Here is a 21,959-nt window from a genome sequence, read left to right as displayed (position 1 = left end):
GTCGAGTCGCGGACGAGCGCCGCTCGAGCCGCCGGTGCGAGGGTGACGGCTGTCGAGGATGACGATGGGCCGAGCCTCGCCCGGGGCTCGTGCCGGATGGGATGGTGGAGATGCCGGACGTGACGACACCGTCCGTCCTGCTCGGCCCGGAGCTGAGCTTCGAGGACGGCGACCGGATCGAGGAGCTCGTCGAGGCGTGGGCGCGGGTGCGGCCGCACGCGCCCGCCGTACGGTGGAAGGGCCGGGACCTCAGCTACGCGGGGCTGGTGTCCCGGGCCGAGCGCGTCGCCGCGGCGCTCGGGGACCTCGGGATCGGCGGCTCGCAGGTGGTCGCGGTACGAGCCTCGCGCGGCCCGGAGATGATCGCGGCACTGCTCGCCGTGCTGAAGTCGCGCGCCGTCTACACGGCGATTCCCGTCGAGTGGCCGCAGGCGCGGGTCGAGGACGTGCTCAGGCGTACCGGGGCACGGGTCTGTCTCGCCGACGCGCCCGGCCCGACCCTCGCCGGGGTGCCGACGGTCGGCCTGGGCGAGCTGCTCGACGGCTCCGCGGCCTCGCGGCGCGACGAGCTCCCGCCGGCCGGGGCCGCCGTGCCGGACGACGCCTGCTGCGTCTTCTTCACCTCCGGCAGCACCGGCACGCCCAAGTGCGTGCTCTCCCCCCACCTCGGGACGCTCCGCGTCGCCCGGGAGAGCATGATCGGGTTCGGCGCGCACACGGTGATGCTGCAGTCGGCGCCGGTGGCGTGGGACGGTTTCGGCTTCGAGGTGTGGTGCCCGCTGGTGAGCGGCGGCACCACGGTGCTGCGGGAGAGCGAGCACTTCGGGTACGACGACCTGCGCACGGCGGTCGCGCAGGGCGTCAACACCGTGTTCCTGACGCCGACGCTGTTCAACGCCACGGTGGACGACGACATCGACGCCCTCCAGGGCGTCCAGGCGGCGCTGCTCGGCGGCGAGAAGGCGTCGGCCAAGCACATCGCGACGGCCATGCGCGCGTTCCCCGGGCTGCGGGTGCTCAACCTGTACGGCCCGGTCGAGGCCACGATGTGCCCCACCGGGTACGTCGCCGACGGGCGGGAGGAGGACGAGGTGCCCATCGGCACGCCCATCGCGTCCACCGGGGTCTATCTGCTGGACGACGACCGCCAGGTGGTGCCGGTGGGAGAGGCCGGGGAGATAGCCGTCTCGGGCGTCGGGCTGGCCCTGTGCTACCTCGGCGACGAGGAGGAGACCGCGCGCCGCTTCCCGGTGCTCCCGCTCGGCGGGGACGGGGCCGGCGTGCGGGTCTACCTCACCGGCGATCTCGGCGTCGTCGGCCCGGACGGCCTGATCCGGTACCGGGGGCGCAAGGACCGGCAGCTGAAGGTCCGCGGTGTGCGCGTGGACCCGGGCGAGGTCGAGCAGGCGCTGTGCGCGCTGGAGGGGATCGGCAGCGCGGTGGTCGTCCCCCTGCCGGCCGGCGGCCCCACCGTGGAGGCCCTGGCCGCGTTCTACACCGCCGGCGGGGACGGCCCGGCCGAGGCGGAGGTGCACGCGGAGGTGGCCGCGCGGTTCCCCGCGGCGTTCGTGCCGAACATCATCCGGCGCGTGGCGGCCCTCCCGGTGACGAGCATCGGGAAGATCGACCACGAGGCCCTCGCGGCGCTGCTCGGCGAGGAGGCCGGCGGCGCCGCCGGGGACGGCGAGGCGTTCGACGGCACCCTCGGCGTCGTGCTCGGCCACGTGCGCGAACTGCTCGGCCGCCCGGTCCGCCCCGAGGACGACATCTTCCACCAGGGCGCGACCTCCATCGTGGCGATCCAGCTGGCCAACAGGATCGGCAGGGACCGCGGGGTGGAGCTGCCGGTGTCGGTGTTCCTGCGCGGCCGAACGCCCGCCAGGATGGCCGAGGCGCTGGACGACCCGTCCTTCCTCCCCGCGCCGATCGGCTGAGGGCCGGGCACGCGAACAGCGGGGCCGCCTCCGTCCGCGGAGGCGGCCCCGCCGTGTTCCCGGTCCTCACAGCCGGGCGAGCAGGTCCGGGGTGTAGAGGTCGCGGATCGTGCAGGCCCCGGCGACGGTCGAGAAGTACCTTTCGACGTCTCCCGGGTCGGAGGCGACCGCCCGCAGCATCGCGAGCCGTTCGGGCTGCACGTTGAGCCGGGCCACGATCAGCGTGGCCTCGTAGATCTCGGCGAGTTCCCGGTCGCGGTCCTCGCCGTAGCCGCGCAGGGCGGCGTCCACCGCCGTGCGGTCGGCCGGGTCCACCCCCTCGAGGCGCGAGACGATCAGCTCCGCCTGCAGGAAGGCGTCGGTGATCCCGCGCGCGGTGATCGAGTCCTTGTGGTGGCCGGCGTCGCCGACGAGCGCCCAGCCCGGGCCGTACGCGCGCCGGAAGAAGTTCTGCTGGTCCCCCGTGCCGTACATGCGCTCCAGACGGCGCCCGGAGCGCAGCCGCTCGTACATGCTCGGCGCGGTCCGGCGGATGTTCTCCAGGTAGGCCCCCTCCACGTCGGCGCGGACGGCGTCGAACTCGCTCTGGGGGAAGTAGGCCGCCACGCACGTCGCCCCGTCGTTGGTGGGAGCCGCGCCCACCCACCTGCCCGGCGCCTCGTACAGCTCGAACACCGAGGGCACGTCCCCCCAGTACGTGTAGTAGACGCAGGTCAGCAGGGGGTCGCTGACGACCGTCTCCGCTCCGGCGAGCCGCGCCACCGCCGAGCGCATTCCGTCGGCGCCGACCACCAGGGCGGCCCGTTCCTCGAACTCCCGGCCCCGCTCCCCTCGGAAGCGGACCCCGCACACCCGGTCCGAGCCGTCGCGCAGCAGGCCCGTCACGGTGCAGCCGTGGCGGACCTCCACGCCCGAGGCCGCCGCCCCTTCGGCGAGGATCGCGTCCAGGACGTGGCGGCGCGGCGCGTACGCCTCCTCGTGCCCGTCGACCGCGGCGGACGAGCCGACCAGGCGGACGTCCCCGACCTCGTAGACCGTCTCGCGCAGCGGCGGGCAGCCGGAGGCGGCCACCGCGTCGAGCAGCCCCCATCGGGCCAGGCGGGCGACCCCGGGCTGGTGGATGTAGTGGGTCGACAGGGTGTCCCGGGGGAACGTGGCCCGCTCCAGGAGGAGCACCCGGTGGCCGGCGCGGGCGAGGAGCATTGCCGTGGGGGCGCCCGCGCACCGTGCCCCCACCACGATCACGTCGTACATGTTCGACCTCCTGAGCTTGTGTGCCGACGGTGTCAGCACCTGCTCGAAGGTCGCTTGACATCCGCTCCGTCCCAGCGCGATTCGAGCGGAGTTCAAGCCCCGCCACGGAGTCTCGGCGCATGAGACTCCAGGACGTCCACATCGCAGGGGCGGGCATGTACCTGCCGCCACCGCTCACCGTCGAAGAGGCGATCGCGTCCGGGCAGTGCGACGAGTCGGTGCGCACGGAGACGAGCGTGACATCGGTACGGGTGGCCGGCTCGCTGTCGGCGCCCGAGATGGCCGCGCGCGCCGCCGCCGAGGCGCTCGGACGTTCGGGGCACGCCGCCGACGAGATCGACGCGTTCTTCTACGCCAACGCCTGGCACCAGGGCCCGGACGGCTGGTCTCCGCAGTACTACGTGCTGCGCGAGGCGATCGGCACCGACATCCCGGCCTTCGAGGTCAGGCAGGGCTGCAACGGCGTGTTCGCCGGCATCGACCTGGCCGCCTGCTACCTGGGGGCCTCCGATGAGCGTGGCGCCGCGCTCGTCGCCGCCGCCGACAACTTCGGCACACCCCTGGTCGACCGCTGGCGGTCGGCGCCGGGCAGCGCCCTCGGCGACGCGGCGACCGCGCTCGTGCTGTCGAAGCGGGGCGGGTTCGCCCAGGTGCTCGCGCTCAACCTGGCCTCGGTGACCGAGCTGGAGGAGGTAGACCGCTTCGGCGAGCAGCTGTTCCCGCCGGCCTGCACGGTCGGCAGGGTGATGGACCACCGGGCGCGGTCGCGCAGGTACCTCGAGAGCTTCGAGACCCGGATGCCCCCGATCGTCACCCTGACGCCCGCGGCCACCGTCAAGGTCGTCGAGCGCACCCTCGCCGAGGCGGGGGTGACCACCGCCGACATCAGGCGCGTCTGCCACGTCAACGTCTCGGACTCCTATCTCAAGCGGTTCGTCTTCGCGCCGCTCGGCCTCTCGTACGAGACCGGCACCGCCGGGTTCGGCCGGGGCAACGGGCACATGGCGGCCAACGACGTCTTCTCGTCGTTCGTGCACCTGGTCGAGACCGGGCAGGTGCGCCCCGGCGACCATGTGCTGCTCTTCGGCACCGCGCCCGGGCAGTCGATCGCCTGCGCCCTGGTCCGCATCACCGCGGAGCCCGGCTGGGAGATCCCGGCCGAGGGCCGCTGACGACTCATCCATCGAACCGGCTCGCCGTGCCCGTGGCCGCCGAGCCGAACCCACCGGGAGGTGAGGGGCGTGCGCGTCCTGTTCGTGTCTTCCTGGCCGACCCACTACTTTCCCATGGTGCCGCTGGCCTGGGCCCTGCGCTCCCAAGGTCACGAGGTGCGGGTCGCGGTGCCGCCCGCGCACGCCGACACGGTCGCGCGCTCCGGCCAGCTCGCGGTGCCCGTCGGGGACGACGTCGACATCACCGAGCTGTTCAAGCGCGACGTGCAGCCGCTGCTGGGGAACGACGACCCCGAGGTGCGCCGCCGCCGCACGCTCGCCGCCATCGGCATCTTCGTCGCGGTCGCCGAGGCCATGTCGGGCGACACGGTGGCCTTCGCCCGCGACTGGGCTCCCGACCTGGTCGTCCACGAGCCCACGGCGTTCACCGGGCCGCTGGTCGCCACGCTCCTCGGCGTCCCGTCGGTGCGTCACCTGTGGGGTCCCGACGGCACGAACGCGGGGCCGGCGCGGGGCGGGCCGATCGACGTGCCAGCGCTGCGCCGCCTCGCCGGCCGGTACGGGCTCGACGACATCGACCCCACCGGCGACTACAGCGCCGATCCGTGCCCGCCCAGCATGCAGGCCCGGGTGGAGCTGGAACGCATCCCGATGAGCTACGTCCCGTACAACGGGGCCTCCCCCGTGCCGCCCGACCTGCTCGCACCCCCGCGCCGCACCCGGGTGTGCGTCACCTGGGGGGTGTCCACGGCGGCACTCGCCGGGCCGGAGGCGTTCCTCGCGCCCCGGGTCGTCGGCGCCCTCGCCGAGCTGGACGCCGAGATCGTGGTGACGGTCAACGCCGCCACCCGCGAGCTGATCGGGGAGCCGGGCGGCAACGTGCGGGTCGTGGAGTCGGTGCCGCTGCACCTGCTGCTCCCCGGCTGCGCCGCCCTCGTCCACCAGGGCGGCGGCGGTTCCATGCTCACCGCCGTCGCGACCGGCGTCCCCCAGCTCGTCATCCCCCAGCTGCCCGACCAGCGGTTCAGCGCCGCCCAGCTCGCCGCGACGGGGGCGGGACGAAGGCTGCCCGGCGAGCACGCCGACCCGGGGGCCATCCGCGCCGCGGTGACGGCGCTGCTCGAGGAGCCGGGCCACCGCGAAGCGGCGCGGCGGCTGGCCCAGGAGAACGGCGGGCGGCCCAGTCCCCTGCAGGTCGCCCGGCGACTGGAGGAGATCTCAAGCCGGGCTGTAGCCGGGCGTCGCAGCATGGCGATGCCCGCCGACAGAGGAGGAACGCAATGAGCAGGACGTTGATCGTGGCCAGGCTCCAGCCCGGACCGGCCGAGGCCATCGCGGACATCTTCGCCGAGTCCGACGCCACGGATCTGCCGCACATGGTCGGCGTTTCCCGCCGCACCCTCTTTCGCTTCCACGACCTGTACTTCCACCTGGTGGAGGCGGACGACGACATCACGCCCAACCTGTACAAGGCCCGCAGCCACCCGCTCTACAAGGACATCAACGAGCGGCTGGCCCAGCACGTGCGCCCTTACGACCCCAACTGGAAGGAGCCGAAGGACGCCATGGCCACGCCTTTCTACGTCTGGGAGAAGGACCCGGCCCGCGCCTGAGCGGCCGTGCGGACCAAAGGAGACCGAAGGATGACCGACAAGCTGGTCCGCGACCCGATCGCGGCCGAAGACGTTGCCCCCAACCGGCGCAGGGGCGGCGACATCCGCGTCCTGCTGAGCCCGAAGACGGTCGCCTCGACCTCCGGGTTCATGGGGGTGCTCACGCTGGAGCCCGGTGAGTACGTCAGCGAGCACTACCACCCGTACTCGGAGGAGTTCCTGTACGTCGAGCGGGGCCTGCTGACGATGACCGTGGAGGGAGAGCCCGTCAGCCTCTCCCCCGGCCAGGCGCTCATGGTGCCGAAGAACGTGCGCCACCGGCTGCGCAACGACGGCGAGGAGACGGCGTTCGTCGTCTTCCACCTCGGCCCGCTGGCCCCGCGTCCCGAGCTGGGGCACGTGGACACCGAGCCGCTGCCGGCGGCCGGCGAGCCGATCCTCGCGGTCGGCGGCGCCCCTAACGGGGAGGGCGACGCCCGATGAACACCGGCAGGGTCGTCATCACCGGGATGGGGGTGGTCGCCCCCGGCGGTGTCGGCGCCAAGGCCTTCTGGGAGCTGCTCACCAGCGGCAAGACCGCCACCAGGACCATCAGCCTGTTCGACCCGACGGGTTTCCGGTCCCGGGTGGCCGCCGAGTGCGACTTCGACCCCGCCCGGGAGGGGCTCACTCCGCAGGAGATCCGCAGGATGGACCGCGCGGCCCAGTTCGCCGTGGTCTGCACCAGGGACGCCCTGGCCGACAGCGGGCTCACGCCGGACGAGTTGCCCGTGCACCGCACCGGGGTCAGCATCGGCAGCGCGGTGGGCTGCACGATGGGCCTGGAGGAGGAGTACGTCGTCCTCAGCGACGGCGGCCGCAAGTGGCTGGTCGACTCGACCTACGGGGTGCCGCACCTGTACGGCTACATGGTGCCGAGCACGCTGGCGGTCGAGGTGGCCTGGGCGTGCGGGGCGGAGGGGCCGGTGGCGCTCATCTCCACCGGCTGCACCTCCGGACTGGACGCCGTGGGGCACGGGGCACAGCTGATCCACGAGGGGTCGGCCGACGTGGTGATCGCCGGCGCGACCGACGCGCCCATCTCCCCCATCACCTCGGCCTGCTTCGACGCCATCCGCGCCACCACGCCGCAGAACGACGACCCCGAGCACGCCTCGCGGCCGTTCGACCGCGACCGCAAGGGTTTCGTGCTGGGCGAGGGCTCGGCGGTGTTCGTCCTGGAGGAGCTGGGCCGGGCACGCGCCCGGGGCGCCCACATCTACGCGGAGATCACCGGGTTCGCGACGCGGAGCAACGCCTTCCACATGACCGGCCTCAAGCCCGACGGGCGCGAGATGGCCGAGGCCATCAGGGTCGCCATGGGCAAGGCGCGCGTCCGGCCGGAGGACATCGACTACATCAACGCGCACGGGTCGGGCACCAAGCAGAACGACCGGCACGAGACGGCGGCGTTCAAGGCGAGCCTCGGGCAGCGCGCGTACGAGGTGCCGGTCAGCTCCATCAAGTCGATGGTGGGGCACTCGCTCGGCGCCATCGGCTCGATCGAGATCGCGGCGTCCGTGCTGGCGATCGAACGGGGCGTGGTCCCCCCGACGGCCAACCTGGACACCCCCGACCCCGAATGCGACCTGGACTACGTGCCGCACGTCGCGCGCGACCACAAGGTCCGCACGGCCCTGACGGTCGGCAGCGGGTTCGGAGGGTTCCAGACGGCGATGCTGCTGTCCGGCCTGGAAAGGCTGGCGGCATGACCGCGGTCGTCACCGGCGTCGGGGTCGTCGCGCCGACCGGCATCGGAGCCGAGGAGCACTGGGCGGCGCTGCTGGCCGGCGAGACCGCGATCGGGCCGATCAGCCGGTTCGACGCCTCGTCCTATCCCGTCCGGCTGGCCGGGGAGGTCAAGGGGTTCGAGGCGGGCGAGCGGGTGCCGAGCCTGCTGATCCCGCAGACCGACCACTGGACGCACATGGGGTTCCTCACCGCGGAGATGGCCCTGGCCGACTCCGGGGTCGACCCCGCCGAGCTGCCGGAGTACGAGATGGCGGTGGTGACCGCCGCGTCCTCCGGGGGCACCGAGTTCGGCCAGAAGGAGATCCAGAAGCTCTGGTCGAAGGGCTCCAGGGCCGTCGGCGCCTACCAGTCGATCGCCTGGTTCTACGCGGCGAGCACCGGCCAGATCTCCATCCGGCACGGCATGCGCGGGCCGTGCAGCGTCATCGCCAACGAGCAGGCCGGCGGCCTGGACGTGCTGGCGCAGGCGCGGCGGATGGTCCGCAACGGCTCCAAGGTCGTGGTCAGCGGCGGCACCGACGCCTCGCTGTGCCCGTACGGCCTGACGGCCCAGCTCAGCAACGGCATGCTGAGCCGCGACGGCGACCCGGCGCGGGCGTTCCGCCCGTTCAGCCCGGACGCCTGCGGCTACCTGCCCGGCGAGGGCGGCGGCAAGCTCATCGTGGAGGACGCCGCGCACGCCGCCGCCAGGGGGGTGCGCGAGCCGTACGGCGAGGTGGCGGGGTACGCCGCGACGTTCGACCCGCCCCCTCGGTCCGGACGCCCGCCGACGCTGCGGCGTGCCATCGAGGGCGCCCTCGCCGACGCCCGGGTGTCGCCCGGGGAGGTGGACGTGGTGTTCGCCGACGCCATGGGCCGGCCGGAGGCCGACCGCGACGAGGCGGAGGCGATCTGCGGGGTCTTCGGCCCCGAGGCGGTGCCGGTGGCCGTCCCGAAGGCCCTGACCGGCCGGATGTACGCGGGCGGCGCCCCCCTGGACGTCATCACCGCTCTGCTGTCCATCCGCGACGGCGTCGTCCCGGCGCTGCCCGACAGCTGGGAGATCGACCCCGGCTACCGCATCGACCTGGTCAGGGGCGCGCCGCGCCGGATGCCGGTGCGGACCGCGCTCGTCCTCGCCCGCGGATACGGCGGGTTCAACGCGGCGCTCGTCCTGCGCGCCTGCGGCACATGACCGACAACGACACCCGAGGAGGAACGATGTCCGACCTTGACCTGGACCAGCTAAGGACCATCATGCGCGGCTGCGGCGTCGCCGAGTCGACCGACCTCGACGGAGAGATCCTGGACCTCACGTTCGAGCAGCTCGGTTACGACTCGCTCGCCGTCCTGGAGATCCAGGGGCAGCTCGAGCAGCGTTACGGCGTCCTGATGACCGACGACGCGCTGGAGAAGACCCGGTCGCCCCGCGAAATGCTCGAGTTCGTCAACAACCTCATCACCGCTGGAGCCTGACCGTGGCCGCACACACCGAGAACGAGATCGTCATCTCGGCGCCGCTGGACCTGGTCTGGGACATGACCAACGACGTCCCGTCCTGGCCGGACCTGTTCAGCGAGTACGCCTCCGCCGACGTCCTCAGCCGCGAGGGCGACACCGTCCGCTTCCGGCTGACCATGCACCCCGACGCCGACGGCAACGCCTGGAGCTGGGTGTCGGAGCGCACCGCCGACCGCGAGACCCGGACGGTGCGCGCGCACCGGGTCGAGACCGGCTGGTTCGAGTACATGAAGATCTTCTGGAGCTACCACGAGACGCCGGGCGGCGTGCTCATGCGCTGGGTCCAGGACTTCCACATGAAGCCGGAGGCGCCGGTCGACGACGACACCATGGCGGCGCGCATCAACGGCAACAGCAAGGTCCAGCTCGAACTCATCAGGGAGCGGGTCGAAAAGGCCGCGGCGGAGCTTTCGGAGGCACGATGAGCGTCACACTCACAGGCAGGAACGCGCTGGTCACCGGGGGCACCCGGGGGATCGGCCGGGCGATCGTGCTGGCACTGGCGGCCGCCGGCGCCAACGTCGTCACCAACTACCGGGCCGACGACGAGGCCGCCGAGAGCCTCCGGCTCCAGCTGAAGGAGACCGCCGGCACCCACCACGTGCTCAAGGCCGACATCGCCACCCCGGAGGCGGTCGAGGAGCTGATCGGCGAGTGCCGGTCGCGCCTCGGCTCGCTGCACGTCGTCGTGCACAACGCCGGGCAGATCAGCCACGTGCCGTTCGAGCGGCTCACGGACGGGGGCTGGAGCCAGGTCGTCGACTCCAACCTGACGGCGGCCTACCGGCTCACCCAGAAGGCGCTCCCCCTTCTCGCGGAGAACGCCTCGATCATCTACGTCGGCTCCAAGGTGGCCACCGTCGGCGTCCCGCTGCGGTCGCACTACACCGCGGCCAAGGCGGGCCTGATCGGCCTGTCGCGGTCGCTGGCCAAGGAGCTCGGCCCGAAGGGCATCCGGGTCAACGTCGTCGCCCCCGGGATCATCGACACCAGCGACCCGGACCGGATGTCGCCGGAGGACTACGAGGCCATGCAGGGACGGCTCGCGGAGTACCGCAAGCGCACCCCGCTCGGCAGGCTCGGCCGGGCGGAGGACGTGGCCCGTGCCGTCCTGTTCCTCGCGGGGGACGAGGCGGCGTTCATCACCGGAGAGACGGTCAACGTCGACGGAGGCATGTGACATGGCCCAGGGACCCTTCCGGGTGATGCTGCGGATGCAGATCAACCCGGGCATGGAGCCGGACTTCGAGCGCACCTGGCTCGGCATCGGCGGCGTCATCACCGGCCACCCGGCGAACCTCGGCCAGTGGCTGATGCGGAGCGCCGAGGAGGACGGTGTCTACTACATCATCAGCGACTGGGTCGACGAGCCGCGCTTCCGCGAGTTCGAGACCAGCGACGCGCACCTGGAGCATCGCAAGAAGCTCCACCCGTACCGCTCGGGCGGGTCGATGACCACGATGAACGTCGTCGCCCACCTCACTCCGGCGCCCGTGGAGGTGGCGGCGGGGTGAGCGGCGTCGACACGCGGAGCGGCACCGTGTCCGGCCCTCGTCAGGAGGGCCGGGCCCGTCCCGTCCGGGTCGTGGTCTGGTACCGCGCGCCCGAGGGCGAGGACGAGGCGGTGCAGGCCGCCTACCACGGCATCAGCCAGGCGATGGCCGGGACCCCGGGTCTTCTGGGCAACGAGCTGCTGCGCTCGGTCACCGACCCGTCGGCCTTCGCGGTGATGAGCCACTGGGAGGACTTCGAGGTGTTCAACCGCTGGGAGCGCGGCCCGTCGCACCAGACGACGACCGCGCCGCTGGTCCCCTACCTCGGCAAGGCCCCCGACAGGCACTTCGAGCTTTACGAGGTCACGGCCGCCTACTGAGCCGCCGGGACCGCGGAAGGAGCAAACATGAGCCTGATCACCGAAGAGAAGATCGTCGACGCGGACTGGCTGATCTGCTCGGGTTGCCGCTCGCTGGTGTACCGCAGGCGGTTCGCGGACGAGCTTCACGTCTGCCCGTCGTGCGGGCACCACGACCGGCTGTCGGCCCCGGACCGGCTGGCCATGCTCCTCGACGCGGGCTCGTGGCGTCTGCTGGAGTCGCGGCCGGCCCCGGTGTTCGACCCCCTGGGGTTCGCCGACTCCCGGCCGTACCCGGAACGCATCCGGGAGGCCCGGGAGGCGACCGGCCTGGAGGAGGCCGTGCTGTGCGCGCGGGGCGCCATCCAGGGTCAGCCGGTGGTGGCGGCGGTCATGGACTTCCGCTTCCTCGGCGGCAGCCTGGGCTCGGCGACCGGGGAGCTGATCACGAGGGCGGCCGAGACGGCCCTGGCCGAGCGGGTCCCGCTCCTCCTCGTCACGGCCTCCGGCGGGGCGCGCATGCAGGAGGGCCTGTTCTCGCTGATGCAGATGGCGAAGACCAGCCAGGCCCTCGCCGAGCTGGACGAGGCGGGCATCCTGACCCTGACGCTCATCACCGACCCGACCTACGGCGGCGTGGCGGCGTCCTTCACGACGCTGACCGACATCATGATCGCCGAGCCGGGCGCCCGGATGGGCTTCGCCGGGCGGCGGGTGATCGAGCAGACCATCGGGCAGACGCTGCCGGCCGACTTCCAGACCGCGGAGTTCCTGCTCGCCCACGGGCTGATCGACGGCATCCAGCCGCGCCGGCAGCAGCGGGCCACGCTCGGCCGGCTGCTGTCGCTCGGCGCCCCGCGCCCGCCCGCGCCGCCCGCGGACGACGAGGCCGTCGTCCGCGACCCCGGTCTGCTCCAGCCGCGTGAGGCGTGGGCCGCGGTGCGGCTCGCGCGCGAGCTCGGGCGGCCGACCACGCTCGACTACGCCGGCTACATGCTGGACGGCTTCGTCGAGCTGCACGGCGACCGCATGTCGGCCGACTGCCCGGCGATCGTCGGCGGCGTCGGCTGGCTCGACGGCATGCCGGTCATGCTGATCGGGCACCAGAAGGGCCACGGGACCCACGAGCTGATCGCGCGGAACTTCGGCAGGGCCACGCCGGAGGGGCACCGCAAGGTCGCGCGGCTGATGCGCACCGCGGCCAAGCTGGGCATCCCGATCGTGACGCTGATCGACACCCAGGGAGCCGAACCCGGGCTCATCGCCGAGGAGCACGGGCAGGCCATCGCCATCGCGGAGAACCTCCGCCAGATGTCGGGGCTGAAGGTGCCGATGGTCGCCGTGGTCACCGGTGAGGGGGGCAGCGGCGGCGCGCTCGCCCTCGGCGTCGCCGACCGTGTCCTCGCCTGCGAGAACGCGGTCTACTCCATCATCAGCCCGGAGGGGTGCGCGTCGATTTTGTGGCGCGACGCCGCCGAGGCGCCCCGCGCGGCGGCGGCGCTGCGGCTCGACGCCCGCGAACTGCTGCGGCTCGGGCTCATCGACGGGGTGGTGCCGGAACCCGCAGGCGGGGCCCACACCGAACCGGCCCGCGCCGCCGCTCACCTGCGGGCGGCCATCAGATCCGCTCTCGCCGAGCTCGTGCCCCTGGACGGCGCGACGCTCGTCCGCGACCGGCGCGCGCGCTTCCGCCGCCACGGCGCACAGGCATGTCCCTGAGCTGGAGGTTGCAGTGTTCTCCTCGATTCTCATCGCCAACCGGGGCGAGATCGCCCTACGTGTGGCACGCACGTGCCGTGAGATGGGCATTCGCTCGATCGTCGCCCACTCGACCGCGGACCGCGACTCCGCGGCCGTCGCGTTCGCCGACGAGGCCATCCAGATCGGCCCCGCGCCGGCGAAGGCGAGTTACCTCAACATTCCCGCGGTGATCGAGGCGGCGCTGGCCACCGGGGCGGAGGCGATCCATCCCGGTTACGGGTTCCTGTCCGAGGACCAGTACTTCGCCGAGGTGTGCGAGGCGGCCGGGCTGACCTTCATCGGCCCGCCCGCCGAGGTCATCGCGCGGCTGGGCGACAAGGCCCGGGCCCGCACCATCATGGCGGAGGTCGGGCTGCCGGTCCTCCCGGGCAGCAGCGAGACCATCGACTCGGCCGCCGAGGCCAAGGCGCTCGCCGACCGGATCGGCTACCCGGTGATCATCAAGGCCGCCGCGGGCGGCGGCGGCCGCGGCATGGGCATCGCCCGCCACGGCGGCGACTTCCTGCGGGTGTACGGCGAGACGCGGGCGCACGCGCAGGCGACGTTCGGCGACGGCCGGGTGTACATCGAGCGCTTCTGCGAGACGGCGCGGCACGTCGAGATCCAGATCCTGTGCGACGGGCACGGCAACGCGATCCATCTGGGAGAGCGTGACTGCTCGGTCCAGCGCCGCCATCAGAAGCTCGTGGAGGAGACGCCCGCGCCGGGGCTGCCCGCCGAGCTGACGGCCCGCATGGGCGAGGCGGCGGTGCGCGGCGCGCTGGCCACCGGCTACGTCGGCGCCGGCACGTTCGAGTTCATCGTCGACCAGGACGGCGAGTTCCACTTCATGGAGATCAACTGCCGTCTCCAGGTCGAGCATCCGGTGACCGAGATGGTGACGGGGATCGACCTGGTCAGGGAGCAGATCGCCGTCGCCGCGGGGCGGCCCCTGCGGCTGCGCCAGGAGGACGTGGTGCGGACGGGGGCCGCCGTGGAGTGCCGTATAAACACCGAGGACCCGGCGCGCAACTTCGCGCCGACCCCGGGCACCCTCACGGAGTTCGTCGTCCCCGGCGGGCCCTTCACCCGGGTGGACACCCACGGCCGGCCGGGCTGGCGCGTCGGCCCCGACTACGACTCGCTGCTGGCGAAGGTCGTCGCCTGGGGACCCGACCGCGAGCAGGCGCTCGACCGGATGGAGCGCTGCCTCTATGAGATGCGCGTCGAGGGGCCGAGGGTGCGCACGAACGGCGCGTTCCTGCGCGAGGTGATCGCCCACCCCATGTTCCGGGACGGCAAGCACACCACGTCGCTGGTCGACCAGATGCTGACCGACGGCGGCCCCGTGAAGGAGCCGCCCGACCATCGTCACAAGGAGTGAGACATGATCAGACCCGCTCGCGGAGCCCTGCGCACGGTCGTGGGGCTCGCGGTGGTTCTCACCCTCGCCCTGCCGGCGGCCGGCGCGGCCGCCGACGACACCGGGGCCGGCGTGACCTCGCACACCAGGCCGGGCCCTCCGGCGGTGGTGTCCCTCACGGTCTCGTCCAAGGGGTTCACCATCCCGGGCCCGAACCCCCGGCCGAGCGGACTGACCACCTTCCGGGTGGAGACCGCTGAGGCCGGCGGGACGTACTTCGCGCTGCTGCGGCCGAAGCCGGGCGCCACCTTCGAGCAGATGAAGAAGGCGTTCGACGACGCGGAGTCACGCGATCCCGCCGTCTCCCTGCAGGGTCTGCGGGATCAGTACCGCTACGTCGACTTCTCCGGTGGGGCCGGGGTGTTCCAGGGGCGGCCCGTCACGTTCACCGAGCGGCTGGAGCCGGGCCGGTACTACGCTCTGGCCGCCTCGCCGCTCGGCGGGGCGCACATGGAGACGCTGGACGTCAGCGAGGAGAGCGTGGCGGCCAGGCCGCCGAGGTTCGACGGGATCATCAGGTACGTCCAGACGGGCGGTGGCGCGCGCGTGATCGCCCCGAGCCGGCTGCCGGCGGGCGGCACCTTCCTGGTGCGCAACGACTCCGCGCTCCCCCAGGAGGCGGTGTTCGTGCGCATCCCGGAGGATGCCACCTACGACACGTTGCAGGCATATTTCACGGCGCTCCGGGCAGGGAAAGAACTGCCGCCGAACCCGCTCCTGGAGACGACGGCGGGCCTCCTCGCCATCGAACCCGGACGCTCCGCCTGGATCCACGTCGATTTCACACCCGGGAAGTACAGTGTGTTGTCCTTTCTGGCCGAGCCGGAACACGGAGTACAGCAGGCCTACCTTGGCCTTCACGACGAGCTGCATTTAGAGGCTCGCTGAAATGGCGGTTTCGGCCTTCTGGCCGAAACCACCACCCAGCCTTCTGCCTTGCGAAACCCCCACCGAAGGAAGCCAAGATCCGAGCCGCGAATGGGTAGACTTTCTACTCGTGCTTGGCTTACTGTGGTAATCGCCTACAAAGGGGGCATTCCATCGGCATATGCCGAACCGAGGCCGGGGCGATGGGGTCCGTCATGCATTTCAAGGTTTTAGGTACATTTGAGGTGCGCATCGGCGAGCAAGACTTAACGCCTTCCGCACCGAAACTCCGCACGGTGCTGTCGTTGCTATTGATTAATTACAACAGGATCACTCGTGCAGACTCGTTGATAGACGAGTTATGGGGTGATTCGCCGCCGATCAGCGCCGCGACCACGCTGCAGACCTACATCTATCAACTTCGAAGGATGATGACCGCGGCCGGACAGCCGGGAGAGGAGCTGCTCGTCACCAAGGCCGCCGGTTATGAGGCACAGGTGCCGCCGGAGGCCATCGACGTCCACCACTTCGAACGACTCGTCAAGCAGGGCAGGGAGTTGCTCCAAGGGGGCGAACTGGAGCAGGCTTCCGAGACGCTGGGCCACGCGCTGAACCTCTGGCGCGGGCACGCCCTGACCGACGTGCCACGCGGGCGCCTGCTGGAGGCGCACTCCACCAAACTCGAGGAAGGCCGCCTGAACGCGCTGGAGATGCGGATGGACGCCGCCCTGCGCCTCGGCCGGCACCGCGAGCAGATCAGCGAGCTGAAGGAGCTGACCTCCAACTACCCGATCTGCGAGGGCTTCTACTCCCGGCTCATGCTCGCGCTGTACCGGTCCGAACGGCGCAGCGAGGCGCTGGCCGTCTACCAGCAGCTGCGCGCCATGCTGAACGACGAGCTCGGCCTGGAGCCCTCGCAGCCGGTGCAGCGGCTCCAGCAGGCGATCCTGCGGGGCGACCCTTCCCTCGACCTGCCGCCGCGCAAGGCCGAGTCGGCCCGCCCGCCCGCCACGCCGCCACCGAGGACGGCGCCGGCCGAGCTCCCACCGGACATCGTCGACTTCACCGACCGGTCGGAGATCCGCGACCGGGTGGAGCTCTCGCTCGTCGGGCCCGCCAACAGCAAGGCGCTGCCGATCGTGTCGCTCACCGGCATGGCCGGAGTGGGCAAGACGGCGCTCGCCACGCACGTCGGGCACCGGATCCGGGACCGCTTCGCCGACGGCCAGCTGTACGTCAACCTGCGCGGCATGTCGGCGGAGCCGAGAGATCCCGAGGACGCGCTAGGGGCGATGCTCCGGGCCGGCGGCTTCCGCGACAGCCAGATCCCCTCGGGGCTCGAGGCCCGCAGCGGCCTGTTCCGTACCTGGAGCGCCGACCGCAGCCTGCTCGTCGTCCTGGACGACGCCTTCTCGGCGGCGCAGGTGCGGCCGCTGTGCCCCACCGGGACCAACAGCTCGGTGATCGTCACCAGCCGCTCGCCGCTCTACGGCCTCACCAGCGCCGACCAGATCGAGCTGGGCGCCTTCGACGTCTCGTCGGGGCTCGAGCTGCTGCGGCGCATCATCGGGGAGCGGCGGGTCGCCGACGAGGAGGGCGCGGCGCGCGACATCGTCGAGATGTGCGGCGCGCTGCCCCTCGGCCTGCGCATCGCCGGGGAGCGCCTGGCGGCGGCCCCGCACTGGACGCTGGAGCGCTACCGCGCCAAGCTCGCCGACGAGAGCTGCCGGCTGGACTGGCTGCGGTGGGGCGACCTCGACGTCGGCACCCGGCTGGAGTACAGCTTCCGGCAGCTCGACCCGAAGATGCGGGAGGCGTTCACGGTGCTGGGCTCCTCGCAGGAGCGGGAGTTCTCCCCCCGCAGCACCGCCGACCTGCTCAATGTCAGCGACAGCTCCGCCGAGGAGATCCTCTTCCACCTGCTGGACATGCGGCTGATGACCGTCTCCCAGTCGATGCCGCACGGCGACTTCTCCTGCGCCATCCCCGAACTGGTCCGTCTCTACGGCGTGCAGTGCGCCGAGGAGTCACCCTGCGCCCTCTGAGAGGGCCTATCGCGATTCGAGAGCACTTCGAGTGACACGGGCGACCATCGGAGCGACGGTTCCGACGGCTCCCGAGGAGGGCTCTCCACTATGCATCACCACCGCCCAGCCGTTCTGATCGTGGGTGGCGGGCTCACCGGGTTGAGCGCCGCGGTGTTCCTGGCCGCGCAGGACGTTCCCGTCCTGCTGGTCGAGCGGCACTCCGGCACACTGATCCACCCGCGGGCGCGCACGATCAACTCACGCACACTTGAGCTCTACCGGCAGGTGGGCCTGGAGGAGGAGATCCTCGCGGCCCGGAGACCTTTCGACGGGAAGATCATCCTGCACGCCGCCACGCTGGCGGGGCCGGAGGACCGCCGCCGGCCGATGGAGATCGAGAAGGACAGCCGCGACGCCAGTCCCTGCCCATGGGTCCCGATCGACCAGGATGTCCTGGAGACCATCCTGCGGCGCCATGCGGTGAGGCTGGGCGCGGACGTCAGGTTCGCCACCCGTCTCGAAGGGTTCGACCCGGACGAGGGCGGCGTGACCGCGACGCTCACGGATCTCGCGACCGGACGTGAGGAGGTGGTCCGGGCCGAGTACATGATCGCTGCCGACGGGGGACCGAGCCCTATCCGCGAGAGGCTCGGCATCCCCCGCACCGGCTTGGGCCGGCTCGGGCACACCGTGACGCTGGTGTTCGAGGGCGACCTGTCGAAGGCGCTGCGCGGCCGGTCGGTCGGCCTGTCCCACCTGCGGGAACCCATCTTGGGCACCGTGCTGATGCCGCACGACTGCGACGAGCGGTGGGTGGTCAGCTTCCCCTACGATCCCCGGCGGGGCGAGTCCCCCGAGACCTTCACCGAGGAGCACTCGATCCGGCTGATCCGCGCCGCCGTCGGAGTGCCGGACCTCGACGTGCGCATCGTGCCGCAACTCGCCGACGGCACCACCGTGCTCTCCTACGACATCGACGCCCTGCTCGCCACCAGCTACCGGTCAGGCAGGGTCTTCCTGGCGGGCGACGCCGCCCACTCCATGCCTCCGTCCGGGGCGTACGGCTCGGGCACCGGCATCCAGGACGCGCACAACCTCGCCTGGAAGCTCGCCGAGGTGCTCGGCGGGCAGGCCGGACCGGGCCTGCTGGCGAGCTACGAGGAGGAGCGCCGGCCCGTGGCGGACATGACCATCACGCAGGCGACGCTCAAGCGCGAGGTCAACATGGGGTTGGTGCCGGAGGAGCGGGCGGCGCAGCTGTGGCGCTCGGAATCGGTGATCCTCGGCTACACCTACACGTCGGAGGCGGTCATCGAGGGCTCCTGCCCGCGCTTCCTCTCCCCTTCGGCCCTGGCCGGGCAGCCCGGCACCCGGGCCCCGCACCTGCCGGCCCGCGCCGGAGGCCGCGAGATCTCCCTCCTCGACCTGTACGGGCGCGGCTTCGTGCTGCTGTCGGGCGCCGCGACGGACGCCTGGGTGGAGGCGGTGCCCAAGGTCGCCGGCGGCTTCGGCCCGCGCCTGGACGCCTACCGCATGGGGCCGGACGTCGAGGTGCCGGACGGCTGCCAGGCGCACGGCATCGGCCCGGCCGGCGCGGTACTGGTGCGTCCCGACGGTTTCGTCGCCTGGCGCGCCACGCACTGCCCCCCGGATCCGCTCCTCGCCCTGGACGAGGCCATGACGAGCGTTCTGTGCCGCGTCTGAACACGCCACGAGGCGGTCGCCCTCATGGCCGACCGCCTCGTCCCCGTCCCTGTGCCGCCTACCAGGCGACCGGCAGGGCCTCCGGGCCGCGGATCATCTTGGCCCGGGTCCACGAGATCCCCTCCAGGTCGACGGCCGGGCGCAGGGCCGGGAACCGCGCCAGGAGGCCCGCCAGCGCCGCGCCCAGCTCCAGGCGGGCGAGCTGCGCACCGAGGCAGTGGTGCGGGCCGTGCCCGAAGGCCAGGTGGGGGTTGGGGTCCCGCGTGAGGTCGAGTCCGTCGGGCCGGTCGAACACGGCGGCGTCCCGGTTGGCCGACGTCGTCGCGGGCAGCACGGCCTCGCCCGCCTTGATGACGACACCTCCCAGCTCGACGTCCGCCACGGCCACGCGGATCGTGCCGCCGGTGACGGCCAGCGGCACGTACCGCAGCAGCTCCTCCACCGCCCGGGGCATGAGCGCCCGGTCGCGCCGTAGTAGCGCGAGCTGGTCCGGGTGCCGCAGCAGGGCGAAGACCGCCCCCGAGATGAGGTTCGCCGCGGTCTCGTAGCCCGCCACCAGGAGTGTCACCCCCAGCGTGACGAGCTCCGCCTCGCTCAGCCGATCGTCCTCCTCGGCGGCGGCCAGCTCGCTCAGCAGGTCGTCGGCCGGCTCGCGCCGCTTGGCGGCGACGAGCTCGCGGAGGAACGCCTTCAGCCGGTCACCGGCCTCCCGCATGGCGTCGGGAGTGCGGCCGGTGACGGCCAGGTAGGTGTCCGTCCAGCTCTGGAAGCCCTCGCGGTCCTCCTTGGGCACGCCGAGGAGCTCGCAGATGACCGTGATGGCCAGGGGGCGGGCGAAGCCGCTCACGATGTCGCCGGGCGCCCCGTCGCGTGCCATGGTGTCCAGCAGGTCGGCGACGTGGTCCTCCACGCGCGGCCTGAGGCGTTCCACCCGCCGAGCAGTGAAGGCCCGCATGACCAGGCCGCGCAGCCGGGTGTGCTCGGGAGGGTCCATGGTCGTCATGGAGTCGCGCTCCAGCGGGATGGCGCGCGCCCTCGGCGCTCCCGGCGCGGCCGCCGCCGCGCGGCTCAGGCGCGGGTCGGCCAGCAGCCGCCGGTTGTCGGCGTGCCGGGTCACCAGCCACGCCCGGTCGCCCGTGGGCAGCCGGACCGGCACGGCCGGCCGCGACCGCCTCAGCCCGGCGAAGGCCGGAGCGGGCTCGTACGGCACCGGGATCTCCGGCGGAAACGTCAACTCGTGATTCTTCTCCGCGGGCTCGGCCACAGTTTCTCCTGAATTAAGAGGGTGGGCGAGAATATCATTGAACAACCCGCTGGAAACCGGCTCGAAAACCCCTCGAAGCGATTAACCGATAATTGTCATACATATCATCGCACGACTAGGCTCGGGCCAGGCTACGACGTCGAAGATGGAGGTAGGGCGGGATGGAGTCCCCTTCGGTGGTGATCGTGGGCGGAAGCCTGGTCGGCCTTTCGCAGGCCCTTTTCCTCGCCCAGCGAGGTGTTGACTGCGTCCTGGTGGAACGGCACCACGGCCTTTCCACGCACCCGCGTGCCCGCGGCATCAATCCGCGCACCATGGAACTGTTCCGGCAGGCGGGGGTCGAGCCCCGGCTGCGCGCCGCCGAGTCCGCCCGGGCGCTGGCGGGCAACTCCGGGGTGGTGATGGCCGAGACGCTCGCCTCGGGCGAGTACCGCCGGCTCGACCAGGCGTACTTCATGGACACCGACACCGATTTCTCCGAGTACACCCCGGTCTCCTGGTGCCTGTGCCACCAGGACGAGGCGGAGCCGGCCATCGCCGCCCGCGCCCGCGAACTCGGGGCGGACATCAGGTTCGGCACCGAGATGACCGGATTCGAGCAGGACGACGACGGCGTGACCGTGACGGTCCGGGACCTGGCGACGGGAACCGTCCGGACGATCCGCTCCCGCTACCTGGTCGCGGCCGACGGCGCCCGCAGCGGCGTCCGCGAGCGGCTCGGCATCGGCGTGGCCGGGCCCGGGACGCTGAGCGACTTCCTCAACATCTCCTTCACCGCCGACCTGCGCGAGGTGCTGGGCGCGCGCCGCTTCGTCATCTGCTACCTCACCGCGCTCCCCGTACGGGCCGCGCTGCTGCCGGTCAACAACGCCGACCGCTGGCTCCTGCACGTCGAGTGCGAGCCGGAGCGCGCGGCCGCGATGAGCGAGGAGGAGTGCCGCGAGCTGGTGCGCGCCGCCGTGGGCGTCCCCGATCTGAAGGTGACCGTGGAGCAGGCCGCTCCCTGGGCGATGGCGGCGAACGTGGCGGAGACCTTCCGCGACGGCCGTGTGTTCCTGGTGGGCGACGCGGCGCACGTCATGCCGCCGACCGGCGCCTTCGGCTCCAACACCGGGGTCCAGGACGCGCACAACCTGGCCTGGAAGCTCGCCCTGGCCCTCGAGGACCTGGCCGGCCCCGCGCTCCTGGACAGCTACGACGCCGAACGCCGGCCGGTCGCCACCGAGACGGTGGGGCAGGTCGTCCTGAGGTCGAAGGACCGGTCGCGGATGACCAGGGGCGACGCCGGCGGACCGGCCCCGGTGATCCGCTCCGACGCCGAGCTGATGTTCACCTACCGCTACCGCTCGGACGCCGTCATCGCCGGGGACACCGGCGCGGAGCCCGGCTCCGGGGAGACGTACGGCGTCGGGGTGCGCGCCCCGCATCTGGTGTTCGCGCGGCCGGGCGAGCGCGTCGACCTTCTCGACCTGCTCGGCCGGGACTTCGTCCTGCTCGCCGGACCGGCCGGCATCTCCTGGACGAAGGCCGCCGCCGACGCCGCGGCGCGGTGCGGCGTGCCCGTGACCGCCCACCGGGTCACGCCCGCGCTCGCCGAGGCCGTGAGCGGCCAGGGCGTCCTCGCCGACCCGCTGGGACGCTTCGGCGAGGCCTTCGGCGTGGGACCTGACGGAGCCGTGCTCATCCGGCCCGACGGGTTCGTCGCCTGGCGCGCCGCGACCGCGCCGGAGGACCCGGCCCGGCACCTGACCGGCGCCCTCTCCCGCATCCTGCACGCCCGGACCGTCCCCTCCCTGGTCTGAGGGATCGGCTGTGGAA

20 protein-coding genes are annotated in these 21,959 nt (G+C 72.4%); 18 read left to right on the top strand and 2 right to left on the bottom strand.

The window, feature by feature from the left end; all coding sequences use genetic code 11:
- Nucleotides 1-119 precede the first annotated feature (119 nt).
- The gene (locus tag KIK05_RS11235; protein WP_214410578.1) at nucleotides 120-1,934 is read left to right on the top strand and encodes a non-ribosomal peptide synthetase; all 1,815 of its coding nucleotides are present in this window, start codon (nucleotides 120-122) and stop codon (nucleotides 1,932-1,934) included.
- Between the two features lie 66 nt (nucleotides 1,935-2,000).
- On the opposite strand, the gene KIK05_RS11230 is transcribed toward KIK05_RS11235, so the two are convergent.
- The gene (locus tag KIK05_RS11230) at nucleotides 2,001-3,188 is read right to left on the bottom strand and encodes an NAD(P)/FAD-dependent oxidoreductase (protein WP_214410577.1); all 1,188 of its coding nucleotides are present in this window, start codon (nucleotides 3,186-3,188) and stop codon (nucleotides 2,001-2,003) included.
- Nucleotides 3,189-3,307: 119 nt separating this feature from the next.
- Here KIK05_RS11230 and KIK05_RS11225 point away from each other — a divergent pair, with 119 nt between their 5' ends.
- From KIK05_RS11225 to KIK05_RS11150, 16 genes are all read left to right on the top strand, one after another.
- Nucleotides 3,308-4,360, top strand: a complete 1,053-nt coding sequence (locus tag KIK05_RS11225; protein ID WP_214410576.1) for a ketoacyl-ACP synthase III family protein — start codon at nucleotides 3,308-3,310, stop codon at nucleotides 4,358-4,360.
- A 69-nt stretch (nucleotides 4,361-4,429) separates the two neighbouring features.
- Entirely contained in the window at nucleotides 4,430-5,644 is a 1,215-nt protein-coding gene (locus tag KIK05_RS11220; RefSeq protein ID WP_214410575.1) for a nucleotide disphospho-sugar-binding domain-containing protein, read from the top strand.
- A complete protein-coding gene (locus KIK05_RS11215; protein WP_214410574.1) occupies nucleotides 5,641-5,973 on the top strand; it encodes a TcmI family type II polyketide cyclase in 333 nt (110 codons plus the stop codon). The genes KIK05_RS11220 and KIK05_RS11215 overlap by 4 nt, the downstream gene beginning before the upstream one ends.
- A 30-nt stretch (nucleotides 5,974-6,003) precedes the next feature.
- A complete protein-coding gene (locus KIK05_RS11210) occupies nucleotides 6,004-6,456 on the top strand; it encodes a cupin domain-containing protein (RefSeq protein ID WP_214410573.1) in 453 nt (150 codons plus the stop codon).
- Nucleotides 6,453-7,724: a beta-ketoacyl-[acyl-carrier-protein] synthase family protein gene (locus tag KIK05_RS11205; RefSeq protein WP_214410572.1), complete on the top strand. Its 1,272-nt coding sequence runs from the start codon at nucleotides 6,453-6,455 to the stop codon at nucleotides 7,722-7,724. Before KIK05_RS11210 ends, KIK05_RS11205 begins: the two co-directional genes overlap by 4 nt.
- Nucleotides 7,721-8,938, top strand: a complete 1,218-nt coding sequence (locus tag KIK05_RS11200; protein WP_214410571.1) for a ketosynthase chain-length factor — start codon at nucleotides 7,721-7,723, stop codon at nucleotides 8,936-8,938. Before KIK05_RS11205 ends, KIK05_RS11200 begins: the two co-directional genes overlap by 4 nt.
- A 26-nt stretch (nucleotides 8,939-8,964) precedes the next feature.
- Complete coding sequence (locus tag KIK05_RS11195) at nucleotides 8,965-9,219, top strand: acyl carrier protein (RefSeq protein WP_214410570.1); 255 nt, start codon at nucleotides 8,965-8,967, stop codon at nucleotides 9,217-9,219.
- A 2-nt stretch (nucleotides 9,220-9,221) separates the two neighbouring features.
- Nucleotides 9,222-9,689: an SRPBCC family protein gene (locus tag KIK05_RS11190; RefSeq protein WP_214410569.1), complete on the top strand. Its 468-nt coding sequence runs from the start codon at nucleotides 9,222-9,224 to the stop codon at nucleotides 9,687-9,689.
- Nucleotides 9,686-10,444 (top strand): SDR family NAD(P)-dependent oxidoreductase, encoded by a 759-nt coding sequence (locus tag KIK05_RS11185; protein WP_214410568.1) that lies wholly within the window; start codon nucleotides 9,686-9,688, stop codon nucleotides 10,442-10,444. The genes KIK05_RS11190 and KIK05_RS11185 overlap by 4 nt, the downstream gene beginning before the upstream one ends.
- 1 nt (nucleotide 10,445) lies before the next feature.
- A complete protein-coding gene (locus tag KIK05_RS11180; protein ID WP_214410567.1) occupies nucleotides 10,446-10,778 on the top strand; it encodes an antibiotic biosynthesis monooxygenase family protein in 333 nt (110 codons plus the stop codon).
- Nucleotides 10,775-11,137, top strand: coding sequence for an antibiotic biosynthesis monooxygenase family protein (locus KIK05_RS11175; RefSeq protein ID WP_308249858.1), 363 nt, complete (start codon nucleotides 10,775-10,777; stop codon nucleotides 11,135-11,137). Before KIK05_RS11180 ends, KIK05_RS11175 begins: the two co-directional genes overlap by 4 nt.
- 27 nt (nucleotides 11,138-11,164) lie before the next feature.
- Nucleotides 11,165-12,835: an acetyl-CoA carboxylase, carboxyltransferase subunit beta gene (gene accD, locus KIK05_RS11170; protein WP_214410566.1), complete on the top strand. Its 1,671-nt coding sequence runs from the start codon at nucleotides 11,165-11,167 to the stop codon at nucleotides 12,833-12,835.
- A 13-nt stretch (nucleotides 12,836-12,848) separates the two neighbouring features.
- Nucleotides 12,849-14,240, top strand: coding sequence for an acetyl-CoA carboxylase biotin carboxylase subunit (locus KIK05_RS11165; protein WP_214410565.1), 1,392 nt, complete (start codon nucleotides 12,849-12,851; stop codon nucleotides 14,238-14,240).
- A gap of 3 nt (nucleotides 14,241-14,243) precedes the next feature.
- Nucleotides 14,244-15,167, top strand: a complete 924-nt coding sequence (locus KIK05_RS11160) for a hypothetical protein (protein WP_214410564.1) — start codon at nucleotides 14,244-14,246, stop codon at nucleotides 15,165-15,167.
- A gap of 182 nt (nucleotides 15,168-15,349) precedes the next feature.
- On the top strand, nucleotides 15,350-17,191 hold the full coding sequence (locus tag KIK05_RS11155; protein ID WP_308249857.1) for an AfsR/SARP family transcriptional regulator: 1,842 nt from the start codon (nucleotides 15,350-15,352) through the stop codon (nucleotides 17,189-17,191).
- 90 nt (nucleotides 17,192-17,281) lie between these two features.
- On the top strand, nucleotides 17,282-18,877 hold the full coding sequence (locus KIK05_RS11150; RefSeq protein ID WP_214410562.1) for an FAD-dependent monooxygenase: 1,596 nt from the start codon (nucleotides 17,282-17,284) through the stop codon (nucleotides 18,875-18,877).
- Between the two features lie 58 nt (nucleotides 18,878-18,935).
- Here KIK05_RS11150 and KIK05_RS11145 read toward each other — a convergent pair whose 3' ends face one another.
- The gene (locus tag KIK05_RS11145; RefSeq protein ID WP_214410561.1) at nucleotides 18,936-20,141 is read right to left on the bottom strand and encodes a cytochrome P450; all 1,206 of its coding nucleotides are present in this window, start codon (nucleotides 20,139-20,141) and stop codon (nucleotides 18,936-18,938) included.
- A 161-nt stretch (nucleotides 20,142-20,302) separates the two neighbouring features.
- Here KIK05_RS11145 and KIK05_RS11140 point away from each other — a divergent pair, with 161 nt between their 5' ends.
- Entirely contained in the window at nucleotides 20,303-21,943 is a 1,641-nt protein-coding gene (locus KIK05_RS11140; RefSeq protein ID WP_214410560.1) for an FAD-dependent monooxygenase, read from the top strand.
- The last annotated feature ends 16 nt before the right edge of the window (nucleotides 21,944-21,959 follow it).

The sequence above is a fragment of the Sphaerisporangium fuscum genome, assembly GCF_018531465.1.
Lineage (GTDB): Bacteria > Actinomycetota > Actinomycetes > Streptosporangiales > Streptosporangiaceae > Sphaerisporangium > Sphaerisporangium fuscum.
The sequence above is the reverse complement of the archived record's forward strand: the minus strand, read 5'-3'. Positions and strand labels throughout refer to the sequence as shown.

Coding starts and splice junctions, on each gene's coding strand:
- KIK05_RS11230 (WP_214410577.1), bottom strand. CDS start 3,188: ATGTACGACGTGATCGTGGTGGGGGCACGGTGCGCGGGCGCCCCCACG.
- KIK05_RS11225 (WP_214410576.1), top strand. CDS start 3,308: ATGAGACTCCAGGACGTCCACATCGCAGGGGCGGGCATGTACCTGCCG.
- KIK05_RS11215 (WP_214410574.1), top strand. CDS start 5,641: ATGAGCAGGACGTTGATCGTGGCCAGGCTCCAGCCCGGACCGGCCGAG.
- KIK05_RS11210 (WP_214410573.1), top strand. CDS start 6,004: ATGACCGACAAGCTGGTCCGCGACCCGATCGCGGCCGAAGACGTTGCC.
- KIK05_RS11205 (WP_214410572.1), top strand. CDS start 6,453: ATGAACACCGGCAGGGTCGTCATCACCGGGATGGGGGTGGTCGCCCCC.
- KIK05_RS11200 (WP_214410571.1), top strand. CDS start 7,721: ATGACCGCGGTCGTCACCGGCGTCGGGGTCGTCGCGCCGACCGGCATC.
- KIK05_RS11195 (WP_214410570.1), top strand. CDS start 8,965: ATGTCCGACCTTGACCTGGACCAGCTAAGGACCATCATGCGCGGCTGC.
- KIK05_RS11185 (WP_214410568.1), top strand. CDS start 9,686: ATGAGCGTCACACTCACAGGCAGGAACGCGCTGGTCACCGGGGGCACC.
- KIK05_RS11180 (WP_214410567.1), top strand. CDS start 10,446: ATGGCCCAGGGACCCTTCCGGGTGATGCTGCGGATGCAGATCAACCCG.
- accD (WP_214410566.1), top strand. CDS start 11,165: ATGAGCCTGATCACCGAAGAGAAGATCGTCGACGCGGACTGGCTGATC.
- KIK05_RS11160 (WP_214410564.1), top strand. CDS start 14,244: ATGATCAGACCCGCTCGCGGAGCCCTGCGCACGGTCGTGGGGCTCGCG.
- KIK05_RS11155 (WP_308249857.1), top strand. CDS start 15,350: ATGGGGTCCGTCATGCATTTCAAGGTTTTAGGTACATTTGAGGTGCGC.
- KIK05_RS11150 (WP_214410562.1), top strand. CDS start 17,282: ATGCATCACCACCGCCCAGCCGTTCTGATCGTGGGTGGCGGGCTCACC.
- KIK05_RS11140 (WP_214410560.1), top strand. CDS start 20,303: ATGGAGTCCCCTTCGGTGGTGATCGTGGGCGGAAGCCTGGTCGGCCTT.